General features: G+C 33.2%; 20 protein-coding genes and 1 pseudogene. 8 read left to right on the forward strand and 13 right to left on the reverse strand.

Going from position 1 to position 19,391, the window contains the following annotated elements; translation table 11 throughout:
• Window positions 1–134: 134 nt before the first annotated feature.
• Entirely contained in the window at window positions 135–1,706 is a 1,572-nt protein-coding gene (locus FI644_RS02785) for a DNA cytosine methyltransferase (protein ID WP_142108004.1), read from the reverse strand.
• Window positions 1,707–2,393: 687 nt separating this feature from the next.
• On the opposite strand from FI644_RS02785, the gene FI644_RS02790 reads away from it, so the two are divergent.
• From FI644_RS02790 to FI644_RS02800, 3 genes are all read left to right on the forward strand, one after another.
• Complete coding sequence (locus tag FI644_RS02790) at window positions 2,394–2,819, forward strand: hypothetical protein (RefSeq protein WP_053474840.1); 426 nt, start codon at window positions 2,394–2,396, stop codon at window positions 2,817–2,819.
• Between the two features lie 562 nt (window positions 2,820–3,381).
• Window positions 3,382–3,966, forward strand: a complete 585-nt coding sequence (locus tag FI644_RS02795; protein ID WP_142108005.1) for a sigma-70 family RNA polymerase sigma factor — start codon at window positions 3,382–3,384, stop codon at window positions 3,964–3,966.
• Entirely contained in the window at window positions 3,956–4,714 is a 759-nt protein-coding gene (locus tag FI644_RS02800) for a hypothetical protein (protein ID WP_053474838.1), read from the forward strand. The genes FI644_RS02795 and FI644_RS02800 overlap by 11 nt, the downstream gene beginning before the upstream one ends.
• 103 nt (window positions 4,715–4,817) lie before the next feature.
• On the opposite strand, the pseudogene FI644_RS26715 reads toward FI644_RS02800, so the two are convergent.
• The 3 genes and pseudogenes from FI644_RS26715 to FI644_RS02815 all read right to left on the reverse strand — a co-directional run.
• Window positions 4,818–4,961, reverse strand: a pseudogene (locus FI644_RS26715) (methyl-accepting chemotaxis protein); the annotation flags it as partial.
• A gap of 645 nt (window positions 4,962–5,606) precedes the next feature.
• A complete protein-coding gene (locus tag FI644_RS02810; protein WP_181758167.1) occupies window positions 5,607–6,476 on the reverse strand; it encodes an aldo/keto reductase in 870 nt (289 codons plus the stop codon).
• Window positions 6,477–6,478: 2 nt separating this feature from the next.
• On the reverse strand, window positions 6,479–6,853 hold the full coding sequence (locus FI644_RS02815) for an ArsR/SmtB family transcription factor (protein WP_053474836.1): 375 nt from the start codon (window positions 6,851–6,853) through the stop codon (window positions 6,479–6,481).
• A 762-nt stretch (window positions 6,854–7,615) separates the two neighbouring features.
• Between FI644_RS02815 and FI644_RS02820 the strand changes: the two genes are divergently transcribed.
• The gene (locus FI644_RS02820) at window positions 7,616–8,212 is read left to right on the forward strand and encodes a recombinase family protein (protein WP_053474835.1); all 597 of its coding nucleotides are present in this window, start codon (window positions 7,616–7,618) and stop codon (window positions 8,210–8,212) included.
• A 628-nt stretch (window positions 8,213–8,840) separates the two neighbouring features.
• Here the strand turns inward: FI644_RS02820 and spoIIP are convergent.
• Entirely contained in the window at window positions 8,841–9,974 is a 1,134-nt protein-coding gene (spoIIP, locus tag FI644_RS02825) for a stage II sporulation protein P (protein ID WP_246066998.1), read from the reverse strand.
• Window positions 9,975–10,449: 475 nt separating this feature from the next.
• Here spoIIP and FI644_RS02830 point away from each other — a divergent pair, with 475 nt between their 5' ends.
• Together FI644_RS02830 and FI644_RS02835 are read left to right on the forward strand one after the other, a co-directional pair.
• Entirely contained in the window at window positions 10,450–11,109 is a 660-nt protein-coding gene (locus FI644_RS02830) for a DsbA family protein (RefSeq protein ID WP_053474832.1), read from the forward strand.
• Window positions 11,102–11,539, forward strand: a complete 438-nt coding sequence (locus tag FI644_RS02835; RefSeq protein WP_053474831.1) for a disulfide oxidoreductase — start codon at window positions 11,102–11,104, stop codon at window positions 11,537–11,539. Before FI644_RS02830 ends, FI644_RS02835 begins: the two co-directional genes overlap by 8 nt.
• 258 nt (window positions 11,540–11,797) lie before the next feature.
• Here FI644_RS02835 and FI644_RS02840 read toward each other — a convergent pair whose 3' ends face one another.
• The 3 genes from FI644_RS02840 to FI644_RS26215 all read right to left on the reverse strand — a co-directional run bounded on the left by FI644_RS02840 (window position 11,798) and on the right by FI644_RS26215 (window position 13,134).
• On the reverse strand, window positions 11,798–12,046 hold the full coding sequence (locus FI644_RS02840; protein WP_053474830.1) for a hypothetical protein: 249 nt from the start codon (window positions 12,044–12,046) through the stop codon (window positions 11,798–11,800).
• Window positions 12,047–12,332: 286 nt separating this feature from the next.
• Window positions 12,333–12,974: a Fic/DOC family protein gene (locus FI644_RS02845; RefSeq protein WP_082620629.1), complete on the reverse strand. Its 642-nt coding sequence runs from the start codon at window positions 12,972–12,974 to the stop codon at window positions 12,333–12,335.
• Window positions 12,975–12,978: 4 nt separating this feature from the next.
• A complete protein-coding gene (locus tag FI644_RS26215) occupies window positions 12,979–13,134 on the reverse strand; it encodes a hypothetical protein (protein ID WP_181758168.1) in 156 nt (51 codons plus the stop codon).
• 260 nt (window positions 13,135–13,394) lie between these two features.
• Here FI644_RS26215 and FI644_RS02850 point away from each other — a divergent pair, with 260 nt between their 5' ends.
• Window positions 13,395–13,643, forward strand: a complete 249-nt coding sequence (locus tag FI644_RS02850) for a hypothetical protein (RefSeq protein ID WP_053474829.1) — start codon at window positions 13,395–13,397, stop codon at window positions 13,641–13,643.
• A gap of 193 nt (window positions 13,644–13,836) precedes the next feature.
• Window positions 13,837–14,250, forward strand: coding sequence for a DUF3888 domain-containing protein (locus FI644_RS02855; RefSeq protein WP_053474828.1), 414 nt, complete (start codon window positions 13,837–13,839; stop codon window positions 14,248–14,250).
• A 105-nt stretch (window positions 14,251–14,355) separates the two neighbouring features.
• Here FI644_RS02855 and FI644_RS02860 read toward each other — a convergent pair whose 3' ends face one another.
• The 5 genes from FI644_RS02860 to FI644_RS02880 all read right to left on the reverse strand — a co-directional run bounded on the left by FI644_RS02860 (window position 14,356) and on the right by FI644_RS02880 (window position 19,391).
• The gene (locus tag FI644_RS02860) at window positions 14,356–14,823 is read right to left on the reverse strand and encodes a DUF8837 domain-containing protein (protein ID WP_053474827.1); all 468 of its coding nucleotides are present in this window, start codon (window positions 14,821–14,823) and stop codon (window positions 14,356–14,358) included.
• Between the two features lie 120 nt (window positions 14,824–14,943).
• Window positions 14,944–16,410 (reverse strand): beta propeller repeat protein, encoded by a 1,467-nt coding sequence (locus FI644_RS02865; protein WP_053474826.1) that lies wholly within the window; start codon window positions 16,408–16,410, stop codon window positions 14,944–14,946.
• 327 nt (window positions 16,411–16,737) lie between these two features.
• Complete coding sequence (locus tag FI644_RS02870) at window positions 16,738–17,130, reverse strand: hypothetical protein (protein ID WP_053474825.1); 393 nt, start codon at window positions 17,128–17,130, stop codon at window positions 16,738–16,740.
• A gap of 644 nt (window positions 17,131–17,774) precedes the next feature.
• The gene (locus tag FI644_RS02875; protein WP_142108007.1) at window positions 17,775–17,987 is read right to left on the reverse strand and encodes a DUF6366 family protein; all 213 of its coding nucleotides are present in this window, start codon (window positions 17,985–17,987) and stop codon (window positions 17,775–17,777) included.
• Between the two features lie 753 nt (window positions 17,988–18,740).
• Window positions 18,741–19,391, reverse strand: coding sequence for an ABC-2 transporter permease (locus FI644_RS02880; protein WP_053474823.1), 651 nt, complete (start codon window positions 19,389–19,391; stop codon window positions 18,741–18,743).

Below are 19,391 nucleotides of genomic sequence, written 5' to 3' on the forward strand. Positions count from 1 at the left end.
GACTCGAAGAAGGTTTTTTCTTTTGTTGTTCTATTTGCTTTACTAATTTTTAACCCCGTCCTAAATTTAGAACGGGGTTTTGCTCGTTTGGCTTTTTAAATTAAACTCTATTATCATTTTATAGTAACGGGAGTCTAAACTAACTCAAATTTATCAGAATGCATCCTAATGTTATATCGCATGATAGCGTGTTTAACTACTCGTGCAACTGCTCTTGCTAATTTTACAGGAACCGCATTACAAACTTGCTGTTGCATTGAGGACAAACTTCCTTTGAATATAAAATCATCCTTCAGTCCAAACAATCTAGCACATTCTCGAACGGATAATATTCTATTTTTGGTTGGATGTGTAAGATTGCTTTTACGCGGATTCGCTATCGTTATTGATGGTTGGTCCCATGCTAAACGCCTGTAAACAGAGCTATGAGTCTTACCAGTGAACATACTAGTAGTTTTAAATTCATCAGGAAAATCACGCCAATTTCCACCTTCCGGAACCGTTTGCATACGTTCTATAGTTGATGGTTTTGGCTTTGTAAAATCCATTTGATTAGGAACATCTTCATGAAGCCCTTCTAATGCTTTTCTAACTGTTACATAATGATCAGGAGAATGAGTAGGTTTAGGTAAATCTATTTTTCCGATTTTTGAACCTATAATAAAGGCTCGTTTTCGTTCCTGGGCTTCACCAAAGTCTGTCGCAGTTAAAACTCCTGAAGTAATTTCAAAATCACTTAATTCATCGTAAATTTCTTGTTTGAACTTTCCATCACCAGCCGATAAAAGTTTTGGAACATTTTCTAAGACAAAGACCTGACAATTAGAATTAGCTTTTATCGATTCAATAAATTCTTTCACCAGTAAATTATTAGGATTATCTAAGAAATTAGAATGTCTATTAGCAGAAGAAAATCCCTGGCAAGGTGATCCCCCAATCATGATTGGTGAACCAATCTGATTAAAACGCTTTTTATCAAACTTAGTTATATCTCCTTGTTCCACATGGTTGCCGTGATTTGCTCGATATGTAGCAACTGCATCTTCGTCTAATTCAAGAGCAAATGAAATGTCAAACCCTTCCTCGACAAAGCCCTTATCCATGATACCTGCCCCACTGAACAAACTAATTACCTGAAGGGGGACTTTTATGTTTTTTAATCCCTTTTCAATCGTTTGAATCGATTGAGAAGAATATGAATGAGTATCCCCAATAACATCAAATATCGACAGCTGTACAAATTGCTGGGCATGGCCAACAGCTTTAGCTAATTCATCGGATCCTAACCTAAATTCAAATTTTTTCCGGACATCTAAAAGAGAAGTAATATCCAGGACGTTTGATTTCTTTGAAAATACACTAGCAATTTTCTTTGACACTTTAGCAAGAGCTGAAGAGGACTTTTCTTCATATCCAGAAACAATAATTTGATCTTCTTGGATCTCAACTTGTAAATAATCAGCTTCTCTAAATATGCTTAAAGCTTCTTTGTTGCGAATATCAATAACTGGTTTAACACCCGACTTTGTTGCACGCTTTGAAACGGTATTTACGCTTGATTCTGATGGAATAATAACCATCTTTTTATTTTTAGTATCTATGACATATTTAAAATTGGTTCCTGGTTGAAATGCTGTTTGCTTCAGTTCATTATCTTGTAAATAAAGACCTCTTTTAGAATTTTTAGCTTTTCGGGATTTAATCATTTTGGTTTCGCCCCTTTATTTTTGGTTTGGTGCAAGCGCAACTGATTTCCCATAGGGGATAATTTTTCCCTTTGGATGCGTAGCTTTTACCAACGCAAGCAGAGCGAAGCAAGGGTTAACAGCGCAAAAAGTTTTTCTGCCTTTAGGCGTGATTAGAAAAAGTTTTTCGCCCCTTGCTGTAGCTGTGCTACGGATGCACGGGAAGGAATTGGGAAGAGTTCGAGGCTCGCCCAATTCATGGCCAATGCAGCCGTTTAGGTGGTAAAGTGCGTAGCGCCAAAGGAAAAATGACCAAAATAAAAAGCAGACGTTTGTCTGCTATCCTTTTTTCAGTTCTTATGTAATTGATCTCCCTTTTTTTGCACTCGTTCAGTGCGGCCGTAAGGCAAAACGAACAGAAACCTACGAATTGTAGGCGCTAGCCGTACAAACCGTGGTTATCGATCGTTTTAGTGCTGAAGCGACCATTAGAGACCGTTAAAGGGCTTGCAGCGTGGGGACTGCTACAGGCTCTTTTATGGTCTCTTATGGCAGTGCCTATAATAAAAAATTAGCAGCTTGTACAAGTAGACGTTTTATTATTTGTCAAAATTTTAAGACATTATGAACACTTTACGATCAAATAGATTGATAGACTTATATATGAGTGTCATTTGTTAGGATAATTTTTATTTTAGGGGGGATTGAATGAAAGTCTATAAAGCTGGAGAAAGATGGATATTAGGATTATTAGGTGGACAGTTTAATGATTTAAAGAAAGATCCAGAAGCCGTAATATTAAAAAATTATCCAGATCCTATTAAAATGTGGCTAGTAAAAACGAGAATCGAAGAAAATAAAAGTAAGAATGAGTATTGGGAATATGATTATACATTCAGAGAACATAAAGGCGATGAAAACAATATATTCTTTATAGAAATTAAATTTACAAGGCATGAACCCAGTCTTTCACAGGGAAAAATTGAGTATTTTATTACTGAGGAATATTTAAAAGAGAAAACTGAATGGCTCCACAATAACGGATTACTTGCTGAATATAGATGGGATATTTCAAAAGGAACATGGATTGAAGTATACCGTGATTACAAATATGAAGATGAAGATTTCTATTAGTGTAAATAGTACTTTAGTGTTCAACTGCCATGTATAAAAAACTATAAAGAAATTAATTTTTAAAAAATAGTATGGAGGAGAAATGATGTCAAACTAGATAAGATAGGGGTAGTGTCAGGATTAAGCGCATTTACAAAGTAATATAGCAAAACAGCTATATATCAATAATTATAAAGAGAATTTCAATAGATTAAACCCTAATGTTACAAGAGTGAAATCTTGAGAACAAAGGCTTCGTAATGTCCCAGGTAACACGTCTCAAATATCTTAATGTTGTTAAAACAGTAAGTTTATCTTGAGAGATGGGCTTATCGGAGTACGACTGAGATATGTTAAAAATGGGCCAAATCCTGAATATTACTTCCATTAATGGTCTTTATTGGAGTTGTTCCGTAATTCCCTTCTCCAATCGTACCCACCCTTAAAAAAAAAATCGACCCCATTTGTTAATACAATCCCCCTTTTCCCGTATTAACTATCGTGAGGCTCATAAAACCACAACAAATTGCGCAATTTGTTCATACTTCACATTTTCATAAACAAGAGAATGGAGGGGAAGTAGTTGGAGATCGCCCCAGTAAATAAAGGCATCTGCCCCAACGAAAAAAGTAATTTCCAGGATGAAATCATCACGACAGAAAGATTTGCCGAGATCTACGATGCGTACTATAGGCGCATCTACAAGTATATTTGCTACCGGATCAACAATCACTATGCAGCAGAAGAAATATGCAGTCATGTTTTCGAAGTCATGATTTTCAAATACAACAGCTTCTCTCCGGATAAATCCAAATTTGAGGTATGGCTGTTTGCGATTGCGAGAAATGCCGTGACTGATTACTTCCGCTCACAGAAAAAAAGACTAACCTTTTCCCTGGATTCGATCTCGGATATGTTCCTACCAAAGTCGTCACCCGAGGAAATCGTGATCCGGGAGGATAACCATGAAGCCTTGTTCAAGGCGTTGGCAAAGCTGAGCGACAAGGAGCGCAACATTATCGCGATGAAATATGCAGCAGGGTTGAAAAATGTGGAAATTGCAGAGCTTTTAGGTGTGAGTGGCTCGAATATCGGAGTTGTTCTCTACAGATGTTTGAAGAAATTGCAAAAAGAATTGGAAAAAGGAGGTTTTCAGTATGAAGGATAGGCAAGATGTCAACGAATTTCGTGAGCTTGCAGACTTGCTTGCAAATGTTGAGCTGGATGACAAAACCTCCAAGGACAAAATTTACAATCGCTTAAAATTCAAGATGGAGACCGGAAGAATCCGACCATATGATAAGAAAAGGGATGAGCTAGATATGAAAAAGAAGAAATGGAAATCACTCACGGTTAGTACCGTTGCTGTCGTTTGCCTGTTAGGCGCAGCCTCGACAACGTCATTTGCACAAGGAATACTCGAAACCATTTCGGAGCGCTTCCAGATTGGAAATTTGGAAATTGTCCGCTTTGACAAGGAGCCTGAACCGCCTGCGACAAATGCGGCTTCCGGACAGGAGTCTGAGGCAAGGATGGTGGAATTGCAGGAGCGTCCCAATTTGACAGTACAGGAAGCCCGTCTGGCCTTGGGGTTGAACTTCCCGGCGCCTACCTGGCTTGCGGATTATGAGTACGTCAACACGGTCATTCAAGGAGAAAATATGGTCGAAGTGCAGTACAAGCAAGGGATGAAAACCGTTAACTTTCTGATCTCCCAAGGCGGAGAAAACGGTATCGGCACTACAGACGAGATCAAAACCGAAACGATCATGGAGAGAACTGTCTATTTTGCGAATGGCATCGTGATTTGGGAGGAGCAGGGATTCACGGTAGAGCTGTACTCATCGGATGACTTTGACTCTACTTCATTAGAAAAAATCATCAGCGGCTTCGCGGTTGGGAAGCCAACCAATTGACGTAAAACCCACGCTAATACAATTTTCACCATAAAAAATCCGGTTCTTCCTACGCTAAGGAAGAACCGGATTTAGTTCGCGTATAACCTAACCTTATATTTAGTTTATTCTCACGTTCTGTAATATCGGTTGCGATTTTAAGAACAGCATTGACTTTTGCCTCTTCATTTAAAATCGGAATGTAGGCAGCCTCAAACCAAAGTAAATTTCCAGCTTTACCAACCCTTTGAGTTTTTTCTTGGAGCTTTTTAAAAACGAACTACTAACTATCGTACCGTGGCATACCGCGGAATCTCCAGCGGACATGATAAAGGGGGCTTTTCTCCAATAACCGATCTTCAACAATAGGGCGGCTTTAATGAAGTAACGGAAAAGCAACCTCCGGAATCTAGGCGCTAGCCGTATAAACCATGGTTATCGATCGTTTTAGTGCTGAAGCGACCCTTAGAGACCGTAAAAGGGCTTGCAGCGTGGAGTTCGTTGCAGGGACTTTTATGGTTTCTTATGGCAGTGCATATAAATATCTTAGAATTTTTTATACTATTATAGATCTAATGTTATCAATAATTTTAGCCATTAAATCAATAGTTTCTTCTATGTTAGTAATGAATTCAGTGGTAGTTGTATAATCACCAAGACCGACAGAAATGATGATCTCATCTCCCTCATGACTCTCTCTTATACCTGAATCTATAAAATTTGGACGATAATTATGTGTTAAATCATTTCTAAACCGTTCTGCTGTAGATTTAAAAGAAAGATGTACCGTTATAAAGAAAGCTATACCGTTTATAAAAAAGCTGCACTGGAAACAGCCGATCTTCTTCGTGCCGTTTTCTTGAATAAGAAAAACGCTAAATTTCGGATTGGGTATTAAAATTGTTTATTGAACTCACTTAATGAAAATTTTCATCAGTCCATTGTAAAATGGATTAACAATGTAACCAGTGGGGTTTATCGAATACCTTCTACCCGTGTTGAGTTGGTTGATTTTCTCCATTTCTTCACTGGTTAACGTAAAATCAAAGATTTCGCTGTTCTCTTTAATTCTTTTTAGATTTGATGATTTTGGAATAATAATAATTCCTCGTTGGAGATGCCAACGTAGAATGACTTGAGCTACAGTTTTCTGATGTTCATGGGCAATGATTTTTAATACCGGATGTTCCAGCAACGCTTTATTCCCTTGCCCCAACGGACCCCAAGCCTCATGTAAGATGTGGTGATTCTTGTGGTAGTCATGAAGTTCATTTTGCGGAAACTCCGGGTGAGTCTCAACCTGGTTAATCATCGGTGGGATTCTGGATTGTTTCATGAGTTTTTCAAGGTGTTTAATTTCAAAATTCGCAACCCCAATAACCTTGATCCTTCCTTCCATGTACAACTCCTCCATTGCTTTCCATGTTTCCAGGTAATGAGGTGAAGCAAAATGGATGAGGTACATATCAAGATATTTTACATTCAGCTTTTTACAGGTTTGTTCAAAAGCTTTCTTAGTAGCTTCGTAACCGTGATCCGTATTCCAAACTTTTGAAGTAATAAAAAATTGATCTCGGGGAATCTGACTTTTTTCAATGGCTGTGCCTAATGCTTTTTCATTTCCATAAATTTTTGCAGTATCAAAATGGCGAAAACCTATCCGGATAGCTTCATTAATAGCCGTTTCAAACTCTTCCTTTTTCTTTATTTTGTACACCCCGAAACCTAATTGAGGGATTTTTACGCCATTAACCGCTTCCACTACCTTAGTTTCTACAGTCATTTTCATCCTCTGTTCCTTTCGTCCTGATATAAAATAGTGCCTGATTCACATTTCAAAAACATTTTCTCGATCTGATCAATGAGCTTTTTAAATGATTGAAGCTTGCTTTTTGAGTCCAAGTGATAATAATTCATGGTCCCCTCTTTATGCACACTAATGATCTTTGCATCCTTCAAAATTTTTAAATGATGGGATACAGCTGGGCGTGAAAGATGTGTTTTTGCCGTAATCTCTCCCACTCGCATACCGGGATGTTGCAGTCCTTGCATGAGGGTAATAAGGATGGCTTGCCTGGTTTGATCCCCAATTGCAAATAAGATATCTTGATTTTTTTTAAATTCGTATACTAGATTTTGTTCGTCTTCCTGATTAATCATTGTTCTTCTCCTTATAAGATGGTTTATATTTTTGAACCAATAAAATCTTTTTCTCCAAAGTATTTCAGAAACTGCCTTTTTCTATTTGAATTAATGAATTAATTCTTTCGACGAAATAAGAATATCACGGGGCTTATTTTTATACCACATCGGGAAAGAAAATCGAGATCATTGATTTTTGAAACCATCAGACTTGCCATTTCGTTGGTATTTGATAACTTATATAAACATGATGCCTAGTTCTAAGTAGGTAAACACGGCCAAAACTGTAACGGAAGTTAAAAAGGCTACTGTTTGCAGATTTGTTACCGTGGAAATTGCTGTGTTAAAAAGGTAGAAATTCTACATTTTTGGAACAGTCTTCTATTTACGGAGTTTTAAAGGATCAACAAAAGTAGAAAATGATCAAACTTTTTTATAAAAATTGCATAGTATTTCACAAAGAATGAATCCGTTTTGATCAATCTTTTTTCAAAACGGATTCTTTTCATTTAACGTAAAATGTGGGTTTACGAGGTATTTTTGATCAAACTTTATTTTAAGGCTACACATAAATATATTTGAACCCCCATATTTTGGTAGTTTTATAGCGTTCCTAAAGGTGTACCTTTTTATCCTTTAATAGTTCTCTTAAACTAATAGGGTTACATCCGTTTCAAAAGGTTGTATTCTCATTTTAGGAACGTTCTAAAACTAAACGATACCTTTAGGGACGTTCTTTGTTATAATTACAGCATTAAGATAAAAGGAAGGGAGAAACTAATGAAACGTTTTGCTTACATACGAATTTCCGATAAAGATCAAAATGAAGATCGGCAAGTCTTAACAATGAAAAAAGAAGGAATTGACGACCGAGACGTTTTTATCGAAAAAATGAGTGGTAAAAATTTTAATAGACCACAATATCAGTTATTAAAACAATTGGTGCGTGAAGGAGACGAGATCGTTTTCGATTCTATTACTCGCATGGGCCGAACTATGAAAGAAACATTAAAGGAATATGAATGGTTCGTAGAAAATGGCATCCACTTAAAATTCATCAAAGAGCCTATGATTAATACTTCAACAGATCAAGACGATATTATTAAAACAGCAGTCCAGAAAGTCATTCTAACGGTACTTGCAGCCTTCGCTGAAAAAGAGCGCATAGACAGCAAAATAAGGCAGGCTGAAGGAATTCAAGCTGCGAAAGCCAAAGGAAAGCACTTAGGAAGGCCAAGAGTTAAAATTACACCCGAATTTAAGGAAGCATATACTAAATGGAAGCAAGAAGAAATTACAGCTGTTGAAGCAATAAAGATCTCGAAGGTGTCAAAAACTACTTTTTATCGATTAGTAAAAGAATTAAATGAAATTTAGCTTGTGGTTTTTTGTTTTTGAGTTTGCTCCTTAATTTTTTATTTGGTGCAAGCGCAACTGATTTCCCACAAGGGATAATTTTTCCCTTTGGATGCGTAGCTTTTACCACCGAAAGCAGAGTGAAGCAAGGGTTAACAGCGCAAAAAGTTTTTCTGCCGTAGGTAGGTTAGAAAAAGTTTTTCGCCCCTTGCTGTAGCTGTGCTACGGATGCACAGGAAGGGATTGGGGGGAGTTAGAGGCTCGCCCAATTCAAGGCTGATGCAGCCGTTTAGGTGGTAAAGTGCGTAGCGCCAAAGGAAAAATTACAAATAAAAAAGCTGGCTTTAGCCAGCTATCCTTTTAGTATTTATTGAAATGATTTTAAATTTTAGTTTACTATGGTTTTTGTACTTGTTAAGTCGATACATTTGGACTCATTAAGCAAGGTTATTGAACTAACTAAACTCAGATTAGTCTTCCTTATTCTTTCTTAATTCCTCTGTGTATAAATTGCCTATTGCCAAACATATACCTGATATAAATCCAGCTATAGTAATAACAGTTAAATCAAATACTGATAAAAGTATTATAGTAATAACTAATGTGAAAATTAACCAATTAATAGACGAGGGAAAGTTCCTTATAATTTTCATTCTTTATTCCCCTCATTCTCTTTCCAGTAAACATCTGCAAATACTTCTGCAAAGATATCCAAGGTCCTATTTAATTCATCAAGATTATTATCAACTCCACCTACTTCAATTAAGATCGCACGATCAGATACATCTTGGTTATAAACGCCATTACCATCAACTTTAGTTTTTAAGAAAACCCCTCTACTTATTCCAGGGTATTTATTCTCAATTTCTGCATTCAATTTTTCCGCAAAAGCTAAATTTTTTTTATAATCTTTATTCTCTTTACCAACAATGAAATAAAGTTTAGCATAAGCTTTTCCATCTAATATTTTTGTAGTTTTTTCTTTACGCGCTGAATCACGGTGTATATCGATAAAGTACTCTAAATTTGGATATTTTGATGTTGCAGCATTCACTATCTCATTTGACATCGAATACGAATCAGAATACTTCCAATCCCTCTTTAACAATTCTTGATTTATATTTGTTTTATCATGATAGACTTTCAAACCATTGTTAAGTAATTTTGATGTTAAATATTTCCCCAAACCAATTACATTCGCTCTCTCATCTGATGTTATTGCCTCTTTTGGATTTGTTGTGTTTTTTAGAAGAGGTAGAAACGATTCCATATTGTGAGTATGGTAGATAAAAACGTTACTTTCTTCAGGTGAAGGTAATATTGTGTTATTCGGAGAAGTATTCTCTTTCAAATTTTCCTCTGCCACTTCCATTTCTTTTAAAAGAACTTCTATTGGGGGAGTTGACTCATAGGGTAAAGTTGTAAGGTCAGTTCCTTCTCCAGCAACAACAATCTCAGTGTCATAGTAAGATAGACCAGGTAGCCCATTTCTTATGAATGATCGGTGATCAGTTGTTCTAATACTTGTTGCTAATGAAAAAAATATATTTGTTAGATTTTCTAGAGTTAAGGGGTCGTTATTTTCATTAAAAAAAGAATGATTTACAGAATTCATTGAAGAAAGAAATAAGCCATCAGAGTCAATATTTCTAATCAATTTCTCCATTGTGCTAGAGCCTAGTTGCAAATTAATAATCAAAAAGAAAATAAAGCAAGCAAGTAATATTAAATAAAATATCAATCTTTCAATTTTCTTTTCACTTAATTTAATAACTTTTATCATAGAATTCATCTCCCCTATTAATTTTATGTAAAAGAACAAAAAATATTACTATATTAAAGTTAATTCTTATGATTAGATGGGGAGATAATAGTTTAGTTCAATAGCAAAATACATTTTTTATGTTCATAATTTTAAAATTTTCTACTGAGTATTATCTAACTAGTGATTATTGTACAGCTACACTATCACATGTAAATTTAGTAGTGACTAATAACGCTATGGCTTGGGCAGATTATAAAATTCAGTATAGAGCACCAAATAAACCCTGGACAGATTATAGTAGCAGTAATAAGGATGGATCGGTGTATGGTAAGAATTCTGATACCTTTAACATCAATGCAATTAAAGGGTACGATTATAGGGTTAAAATTATTTCCGGAAGGTATACTAATGGAGTTGTAACATGTTGGTAGTAGTGAAGGCAACAAAACCTTTTTATAAAGGTTTTGTTGCCAGCTAACACAAGGAGAATTATATGAATAGAAAATCAATTATCTGGCTACTATTCAGCACTGTTATCGTGTTGCTGAGTATTACTTTATTTGTGTTTAACGATTCTCAAAGGGCTGTAAGTAATAATATTAAAGACTATAAAGAAATTCCATCTATATCTGGACAGCCTGTTCTAGGTAGTGATGATGCTCCAATAGTAATAGTTGAATTCGGGGATTATAAATGTCCTTCGTGTAAAAATTGGAAAGATGACATCTTTGAAAAGTTAAACAAAGAATACATAAAAACTGGTAAAGTAAAATTTTCTTATATAAATGTATTATTTCATGGCGATGAGTCAATTATTTCTTCATTGTCGGCAGAATACGTTAATGAGTACTACCCTGAGAAATATTGGGAGTATCACAACACTCTTTATAATAATCAAGAAGACGAATTTACTTTTGAAGCAATTGCAAAAGTTGTTAACAATATAGCGAAGTTAGATGAAGAAAAAGTGAGTCAAGCACTTGCAGATGGAAAAATGAAAACGCAATTACAAAAAGATATTGAATTGGGAAACGAATATGAAATACAACAAACCCCAACAATTTTTATTAATAATTTCAAAGTTACTGACCCCTTTAATTATTCCTTAATGAAAAAAATAATAGAGAAAGAACTAGAAAAAGAAAATGAGTAGAACAAAAAAAGATAACTGGATAATTTATTTGTTGTATTTTTCATGGTTAACTTCTTTTATCGCTATGTTAGGAAGCTTGTACTTTAGTGAAGTAAAGGGTTATATACCATGTGAATTATGTTGGTATCAAAGAATTTTGATGTATCCGTTTGTACTAATTCTTGGAATTGCTACATTTAAAAAGGATATATCTGTAATTAAGTATGTCTTACCGTTATCAATAATAGGTTCACTTGTATCAATTATGCATTATTTAGAACAGAAGAAAATAATTTTCTTTAAAATTAAACCCTGTGTTAGTCAGGTACCATGTGATACTATTTATATTAATTGGTTTGGATTTATTACAATACCTTTTCTAGCATTTATTGCTTTTTGCATAATTTCAATCTTGCTGAGTATAATAGCCTTTAAAACTAGAAAACATTAAGAATAATGTATATCATACGGAAGAATATTAAAGGGCTTGTTCAATAAGTCCCAAAAGAAAAGGTTCTTTATAGGATTAATCGCAGCATCCAGTGCAATAAGGTTGTTTAATGTGGAGTACTGTCTATCTATTTAAGGCTAAGAGATTTCGTAGTAAGAGTATATTATAGCAAGGTCACGGACTGCTTAAAGTAAAGGGAATTAACACTAAAGATTTACAACCAATAAACTAAGGCATAAAAAAAGACTGTCTAAAAAGTCAGGATAACTTTTTAGACAGTCTTTTTTTATTTAAGCTTTTAATTATTAAAGCAATGATCACAGCACCAATCGTAATACCGACAGAATATTTTAATATCATGAAAAAATAATCTGGATAAGAAATTACTTCTGATGAAGTAATTCCGTTAGTATCTTTAGTTGATTTTGTTCGATCTAATAAAAAAAACAATACTAGAAAAGAAGTTATAAATGAGTAAATTGACACTTTAATCAAATTTTTTTCCATTTAGTTTCCTCCTATTACATATATTTGAAGTGTAACAGAAATAAGCATTGCTTTCAATAAATTGCTCCCAGTACCGTATAGTGGGGATTGGGCTCAGCATGCTGGGATATGACACCCATTATCACATTCGATAATGATGTACTGCATCTCTCTAATAAGCCTAATACCGGCGAAGCTGTCACTGCAATTTAGAGTAGCAACTCTGCCACTTATCCTCGTGGGTGTTCCTCTTCAAAGTGTATTATTTTACATTTTTATATTATCAGACAAATTAGGTAGTGTACAATTATCTCTCAAGAGATCGATCAGGCTTTACAGATCTAACAAATGATTGTCTTAAAGTTTGATCAGGGTTTTCATTCAATATACATTTACTAATTAGTTGAGCTAAGGGGTTTTCATTTACAACAGCTTTAACTGAAGCATCAAATAACTGTTTTTCGCTTACTTTACTCCAGTCTAATTCATACCCATTCCGGCCAGCTAATGACCGTATAAATTCTCGTTGTGTTCTTCCATTCCCTTCCCTAAACGGATGGAGAATATTGATATCAGTAAAATATTTAGCTGCTTTAATTGAAAATTCTTCTTTAGATAGTCCTTTTAAGTGATTGTCTTTCTTCAGATCCATAAATATTTGCATAGATGAGCTTTGGATATACTGAACATTTGCGAATTGAAAAGAATCTTTAGCAATATTAACATTGCGTATCTGGCCAGCAAATGGATAAACATCTTGAAAAATGTACTTATGAATTTGTTTAAGGTGAGACAAATCAAATGAGCCAATAATAGGCTTTACTGATAATTCAGCTAGACGGAGACCCGTAAATGCTACTTCAAATGCTTCTAGCTTTTTAGGATTCCTTTCATCAAACAGATTGATTAATACATTCGTCCCAGGATAAACATATTTATCTGCAGACATATGTTTATTTTCCTGTTACTCGATATTTGAATTCTTCTTCTGAAATTTGGTTTGTCATTTTCATTTCAATTAACTTTTCAATTTCCGGCTTCATGTAAAGCCCTTCAACAGCTAATGACGCTTTTGCTTCTTTGATTGCTTTTGATACTGATTTTGTCATTTTGCCAGCCCCTTTAGTATCTTATAAGTAAGAACCATATATACATAATTATACCATAATTATATATATAATTCAATGACACTATATACTTCTTTTTCTAGACTAAAGTAGATTAGATTTTTTACTGTTGACCTTATATAAAGCTCAATGTATATTGATAATATAACAATATATTACAAAAACCAATTAAGGAAGCACCTAGTTGGGGTATTTAATTATACCTTCAACTAGGTGCTTTTTTTTGGTGATAGGAGGAAATTATGATTGTTTACGTGTTTAAAAATCAAGTTACCCCACAGAATATGATTTATTCAATTGTGGCCGAAGATGAATTCGCTGCAATAGTAGAAATTGGAGAAAGTGACTTTATATTGGATTTAGAAGTGCCATATTATTTTGTTGATATGGAAAAGTTGCATTCACCTCGTCCTTTTGTTAAGGGATATTGTTATTTAGAAATACAAAACACTATGCAAATTGTTCATACCGAGATTCCAGTTTTAACTTAGGAAGAATGCAACATAAAAAAGAAAAATCCTGAAGGAAATAAAAAATTCAACACAGCTGACTAATACGATTCAGATGGATCAATTTTCATGAAGTTTTATAAGACAAACTTTAGAATAATTAAAAACATACATTAGATGAATATGAATAGGGAAATATAGTAATCATAACATCAAAGGAGTGTTCTTATAGAAAATGAAAAAATTATTCTTCCCACTAATAATAGCTATAACTATTGTATGTTCTTTTCAAATTAAAGCAGAAGCGAGAATACCAAGACCGTCTCATGATTCTGAACAACTTAGACTACAAGATATGTTTATGCTGATGCTATATCCTTATATTAAAGAAGAGCTTAATAAGTATTATTATCCCATTCTCAAGACGTACTCTCCTGAAATTGAACTTTGGAAGGTTGAAGTAATCGAAACTAAAAGAGTAAATGGCTTTCGTGGATTTATATTAGAGATTACATTCGACATAGAGCCTTCAACAGCACATCATGTTTCTATAGGTAAGGATCGAATGACTTATCGAATTTCTTATGGGCCTGAGGTGCGATTGATGAATCACACACATTTAAAGACATATAAATTGCCTCCACAATAGGTTTATTAATCATTCGTATTTTTTGTAATTCTATAACGGCAGCAAAATGCTGCCGTTATCACAAAAGATTTAAATTATACTCTTATATGATTTAACGTTGATCTACTATTTAGTAAAGTATTGTAGATTCATAGTTTTCCTACCAAAGCCCAAGGCACTTTGAAATATAGAATCTGATTGCTTACAACCTAATGCACTTGCATCAACTCCTTCGTAAGCATCGGTTCTACAATAACCCCACCAAATATCTATAGCGTGTGTTGTCAAATGATGTTCCACACCAGTATCTTGAACTAAATAAGTAGCTGTACTATAACCATTACCATTTGTTATTGAGTATGGGGTTACAACTGTTGAACCGAAAGGTACAACTGTATCGGATCTCATTGCAACATAACCATTCTTAGGCAGTTCACCAGAATGTGTATATCTAAGTTTTCCATCTACTTTATATTTACTGGCTGAATATGCTGTTACATCTTGGTTATATTTTGTAAACGTATCAGCACTTGCTGATAGGGGTATAGATAATATTAAACCAATAATTATGATTATCTTACTTATATTTTTCATAATAATCACTCCCGGTTAATATAATTGAACATCTCTATTTTTTTCATTCAAATCATTTTTTACATAATAACAATAGACCACATGCTAACCTTGATTGCTTAATTAAAAAGTTAGATTCTTTTAATAAATTTCTTCCCAATAATAATTTGGCGTCGTTGCCATTATTAAATCATTTTCTATAACTTCCATATCTGTAATTACTTGGTCTTCCATATCAATCAGCTTTTTCATTACTAATCTATTAGCATCACCTCCCAAGTTAATTGTATAAATTGTATTTTCTTTAGTTATCCCAAATAAATTATTTTTCTTTTTGATTAATGTATTTATTGGATCATTCATTTGTATTTCATTTAAATTAGCAGTATCCAGATTATAAACCCCTAATGAATCACCCATTGCCAAGATCAACTCATTTCCAAATACCTTCATATCTGTAATAGTCTCTGGATTTGTCGGTATTTTAAGGGTTTCCCATTCTTCACCCTTTTTATAGAGTAACTTCCTATCATTTGTTAAAATTATTAAATCTCCATCATTTGAAATTTGATGCAAAAGGATAGCTTCAGGTATTACAATTTTATCCCAGCGTTCTCCATTATTTAGTGTTGTGTATATAAAATTTTCAGATGAAACCGCAATATTATTATTCTGAGAATAGTCAATATGATCGATCTTTGCTTTTAAAATGGTTTTCTTTTTATCTTCAAATGTTACATTTGACCAAATCTCTGATTCTGTAGCAACATATAACTCACTATTTGTATTAAACCAAGCATTCACTATATTCTGATTAATATTCAGTGCATCCCAAGATTGTCCGCGGTTTTTACTTAGCTCAATAAATGGCTGTATTTTTGTGTTAAATGTCCTTGGCTTTCGATATCCCCAAGTAACTAAATTTGAATCATTTACTGAAATACCATTAACCGCCATTCCTAAATTTGATATTTTAGGTGAATTACTTCCTAGTTTTGTTATTAGCCCTCCTCCCTCAGGCACTTTGTGAATAGCACCTTCTATTTTACCGGTTTTAGGATTGATATTTATTCTGGTAAATAAATTATCCTTATCCGTTCCAAAAACCGTTACAGTAGGTTTATCGTCGATATTATCAAGTGTAAAATGGTATCCTGTGGCCCAATCTTCTCCTTTTCTGAGATCAAATTTCTCCTTTGCTATATTTAGTAATTCAGGACTATCGAATTCAATATTATCCAACTCCATTGGTATTGTATCTTTTGGCCCATCAACTTCTCGTTGATTAAATATTACCCCTTTAGAAATTCCAACTAACAAATGTTTATCTGTACCTGGAACTATAAAATTCAAAGTCCAATCATACCGTTTCCCTCCTTCTCCCCTTGTTCCTCCCATATCCTCATCAACACTCGTCACATTAAATAAAGTAGCATCTTGATTCCAATCTTTAGCTTTATTTAATCCAAGAATAATTGCCTCTTTTAGAGATAATTCCTCATTGTCAAAATTCGCAACGGAAGCGCTTTCATTTTTTGTGACTAAAAAAAATAGACTAAATAATAATATTAGAGCAAATAGAAAACTAATGATTTTCTTATAATTCAATTTCTCTCCTCCTACACTCTAATATTTCCCATTTATGTATTTGTATTTCTATTATTTACTAATATATGGATATTTGTCTATCGGATATTTTGTTGGAATTTAACTAGTTTTGTAAAAAAATCAGGAATATTCAGTAAATCACTTTACTGACCTGACAAAAATTTCAAAGTCTATTAAATTATGGCCCAATTGATAGTCCACAGGAGTTGAAGATTTGTTATTCTATGAGTAGAAATCACTTCATAAGATAGTAAAAAACCACCACTTCCTGAAAAGTGATGGAAACAGAACGATATATTGAAGTGCTGCTATTGCAGTAGCAGCATTTTATAGATCGAGACCTTTGTTACTATTCTCTTTCTCGATTTTTTTGTATACTCGAATGAGTTCTACTATCTTTTTTTCATTGTGTTCAGCAACTTTTTGCTGAACTTTCTTTTTAATAGGCTCATATAGAATGATTGCAAGTAATGTCCCAATAAGAATTATTAGTTGTTCTTTTGCAGAAAGCTCGGTTTTTTTAAATACTATCCATAGTAATCCTACCGACAACATCAATTGAGTTTCTGTAAGTTTTAAATAAAAAGTTAATACTTCCCCTAAAGGTGTTTTTAATGATACATTTCCATTTTTTATGGCCAAGTAAATATTAACCATGCTACTCCAAAAGAATCCTTGTATAATAGAAATTACCATTGTTGATAAAGAGATTTCCCCCATTATTCCTCACCTCCTATTACCGTAAGGTAAACATTATTCATTAGTTGTAAATTTTACATTGATTACATTCTCCTCTCTTATCTATTTATTACTTTTAACAAATCATATACACATATATTGATTAATCATTTTTTCTAATACCATTATCTTTCTCTTTATAAAAGATTTATTTTTCTAATTATAAGTCCTGCCCCCCTTCAAAAAGTGCCAATTTTATACTATTTATATCTTCAGTAGCATGCCATAATCATCTACTAATAATATCTATATCCTTTTCAGTCTGGACATACTCGGTATATAGTCACAAATGTATAAAATTTTTCCCTTTACCTACATTTTCGACAATTCCTTCGGTTATGATTCATTTTTCAATTTCAAGAACCTACAATATTATAGTTAAGTCGCAAAATAAGATATTCCAGTATAGACTATTAATTCTTTCATATATATTGTAAAAGACCCATTCTCAAAGAGAGTGGGTCTTTTACTATTTCAGAAAGAATGCCAATTTTATATGAATAATATTAAGTGAAAAAGAGGGTATTCTTTTGTTAACAGACTAGGAGAAAAATACAAAAGCCCTCAAAAAACGGTGTGCTTCTTAACTTGATGTAGCGATCTAGTTTAGTCCTTTGTTGAAAAATCTACTTTAGAACTGATATTACAATAAATACAATAACAGCAATAATAACCAATACCCCTGTTATTCTCCAATTCAGTCCTCCTACTAAATCAGCTAAATTCCCATACTGACTACGATTGACACCGTCACTTAATTTTTCAGTTGTATTCTTTTTTAATTCCTCTTGCCTTATTTTCTCCCTAATATTTTCAGGTTTTTCTTTATTGTTATTCATTCAGTATTAGCCCTCCTTTCAAAACAACTGAATATTTTGTATTTATTAATGGTAGCATATTTTAATTACAAAATATTCTAATGATGATTTTTAATATTGTCATTCACAAACTCATAACTGGAAGCATCTGTAATTGGACTTTTTCGAGCTAAACCACCTGCATAATACAGTTTTCCTAGTTGCAATAGGTAAATTCGTCATTCTTATGTTGTACTAACCAATTTTCCATCAATATTATCATCCTTTCTTTATTGCAAATTATATATATGAGTTTCCGTTATATTTAATTTGAAATTTTCATTAACTTTTTTTATAATGCATTTTGTTTTTCTAACAATAATCTCTCATAATCTATTTGCACTTGTTGGACATATTTATTTAGCAACAATTCTATATCATGAAGTGCTTCATCTGCTTTTATTCTATTTCCAAATGAAATAAAATTTTGTTTTGTAAGTAACTTATTTAAACCAAAATACATATCATTTATAGGATGTATATTGATACCCCTTTCGATAGTCCAAAGATTTTTCAGAAATAATCTTCTTCTTAAATAGGGGTACAGCCAACATTTCGGAAATTTTGTACGCTAAGCAAATTTCAATCTAAAAAAGCCGATATCCTTGATGGATTCGACTTTTTTTATATGGATTTCTATTTGCTCCTAATTTTTTTAATTACAAATGCTAAAACTGCAAACAGTATTACAAATATTATTATTGTTTTCATTTATATTCACCTCAAAAGAAGAAGCTATAAGTTTTTCTTTGAAAAGATTTGGATTGATATAATCATTGAAATTAAGATAATAAAAATAGATATTACAAAAGGCACCCAAACCATTACTGTTTGAGGTAGTGGTAATTGAAAATTGATATTAAAATTCATCGATTGGTACCACTCAATAATAGTGGGTAGTATAAATGGAGTTAAAAATATTAAAATAAAAAAGATATACTTTGTTTTTTCATAGCCAAATTTAGTTTGAATAGGTATTAATATTCCGAAAAAAACAGAAATGATCAAAAGAGCTATTCCTATACTATAAATATTTAATCTTGCTAGCCCTGTAGAAAAACCAATTGCTACTGCAAGGTTAAATAAAAGGAAACAGCCAATAAAAATCACAAGAACAAATAGATATTTTGCTTTAATGACACCATTACGAGTATGTGGGGTTGTACAAAGAAGTGCTGATCCCCTATATTTATCCTCTTGCATCGAAACCATATTAAACAAAATATATTCCGTAAATAAAACGGTAATAAGAAAACTTGTAAAGCTACCGTTATCAAATCCTAACTTTGAATAAATAAACATGGGTCCAATAACTGCAAAAACAAGCATAAATAATAGATATTTTTTGGCTAGAATGAAATCCTTTTTGACAAGATGAAATAACAT

Origin of the sequence: Cytobacillus solani (assembly GCF_006704205.1) — a bacterium.
Taxonomy (GTDB): Bacteria; Bacillota; Bacilli; order Bacillales; family Cytobacillaceae; genus Cytobacillus; species Cytobacillus solani.

Bases quoted from the DNA above. Each gene is read 5' to 3' on its own strand.
- FI644_RS02785 (WP_142108004.1), bottom strand. From the start codon at position 1,706: ATGATTAAATCCCGAAAAGCTAAAAATTCTAAAAGAGGTCTTTATTTA.
- FI644_RS02790 (WP_053474840.1), top strand. From the start codon at position 2,394: ATGAAAGTCTATAAAGCTGGAGAAAGATGGATATTAGGATTATTAGGT.
- FI644_RS02800 (WP_053474838.1), top strand. From the start codon at position 3,956: ATGAAGGATAGGCAAGATGTCAACGAATTTCGTGAGCTTGCAGACTTG.
- FI644_RS02810 (WP_181758167.1), bottom strand. From the start codon at position 6,476: ATGACTGTAGAAACTAAGGTAGTGGAAGCGGTTAATGGCGTAAAAATC.
- FI644_RS02815 (WP_053474836.1), bottom strand. From the start codon at position 6,853: ATGATTAATCAGGAAGACGAACAAAATCTAGTATACGAATTTAAAAAA.
- FI644_RS02820 (WP_053474835.1), top strand. From the start codon at position 7,616: ATGAAACGTTTTGCTTACATACGAATTTCCGATAAAGATCAAAATGAA.
- spoIIP (WP_246066998.1), bottom strand. From the start codon at position 9,974: ATGATAAAAGTTATTAAATTAAGTGAAAAGAAAATTGAAAGATTGATA.
- FI644_RS02830 (WP_053474832.1), top strand. From the start codon at position 10,450: ATGAATAGAAAATCAATTATCTGGCTACTATTCAGCACTGTTATCGTG.
- FI644_RS02835 (WP_053474831.1), top strand. From the start codon at position 11,102: ATGAGTAGAACAAAAAAAGATAACTGGATAATTTATTTGTTGTATTTT.
- FI644_RS02840 (WP_053474830.1), bottom strand. From the start codon at position 12,046: ATGGAAAAAAATTTGATTAAAGTGTCAATTTACTCATTTATAACTTCT.
- FI644_RS02845 (WP_082620629.1), bottom strand. From the start codon at position 12,974: ATGTCTGCAGATAAATATGTTTATCCTGGGACGAATGTATTAATCAAT.
- FI644_RS26215 (WP_181758168.1), bottom strand. From the start codon at position 13,134: ATGACAAAATCAGTATCAAAAGCAATCAAAGAAGCAAAAGCGTCATTA.
- FI644_RS02850 (WP_053474829.1), top strand. From the start codon at position 13,395: ATGATTGTTTACGTGTTTAAAAATCAAGTTACCCCACAGAATATGATT.
- FI644_RS02855 (WP_053474828.1), top strand. From the start codon at position 13,837: ATGAAAAAATTATTCTTCCCACTAATAATAGCTATAACTATTGTATGT.
- FI644_RS02860 (WP_053474827.1), bottom strand. From the start codon at position 14,823: ATGAAAAATATAAGTAAGATAATCATAATTATTGGTTTAATATTATCT.
- FI644_RS02870 (WP_053474825.1), bottom strand. From the start codon at position 17,130: ATGGGGGAAATCTCTTTATCAACAATGGTAATTTCTATTATACAAGGA.
- FI644_RS02875 (WP_142108007.1), bottom strand. From the start codon at position 17,987: ATGAATAACAATAAAGAAAAACCTGAAAATATTAGGGAGAAAATAAGG.
- FI644_RS02880 (WP_053474823.1), bottom strand. From the start codon at position 19,391: ATGTTATTTCATCTTGTCAAAAAGGATTTCATTCTAGCCAAAAAATAT.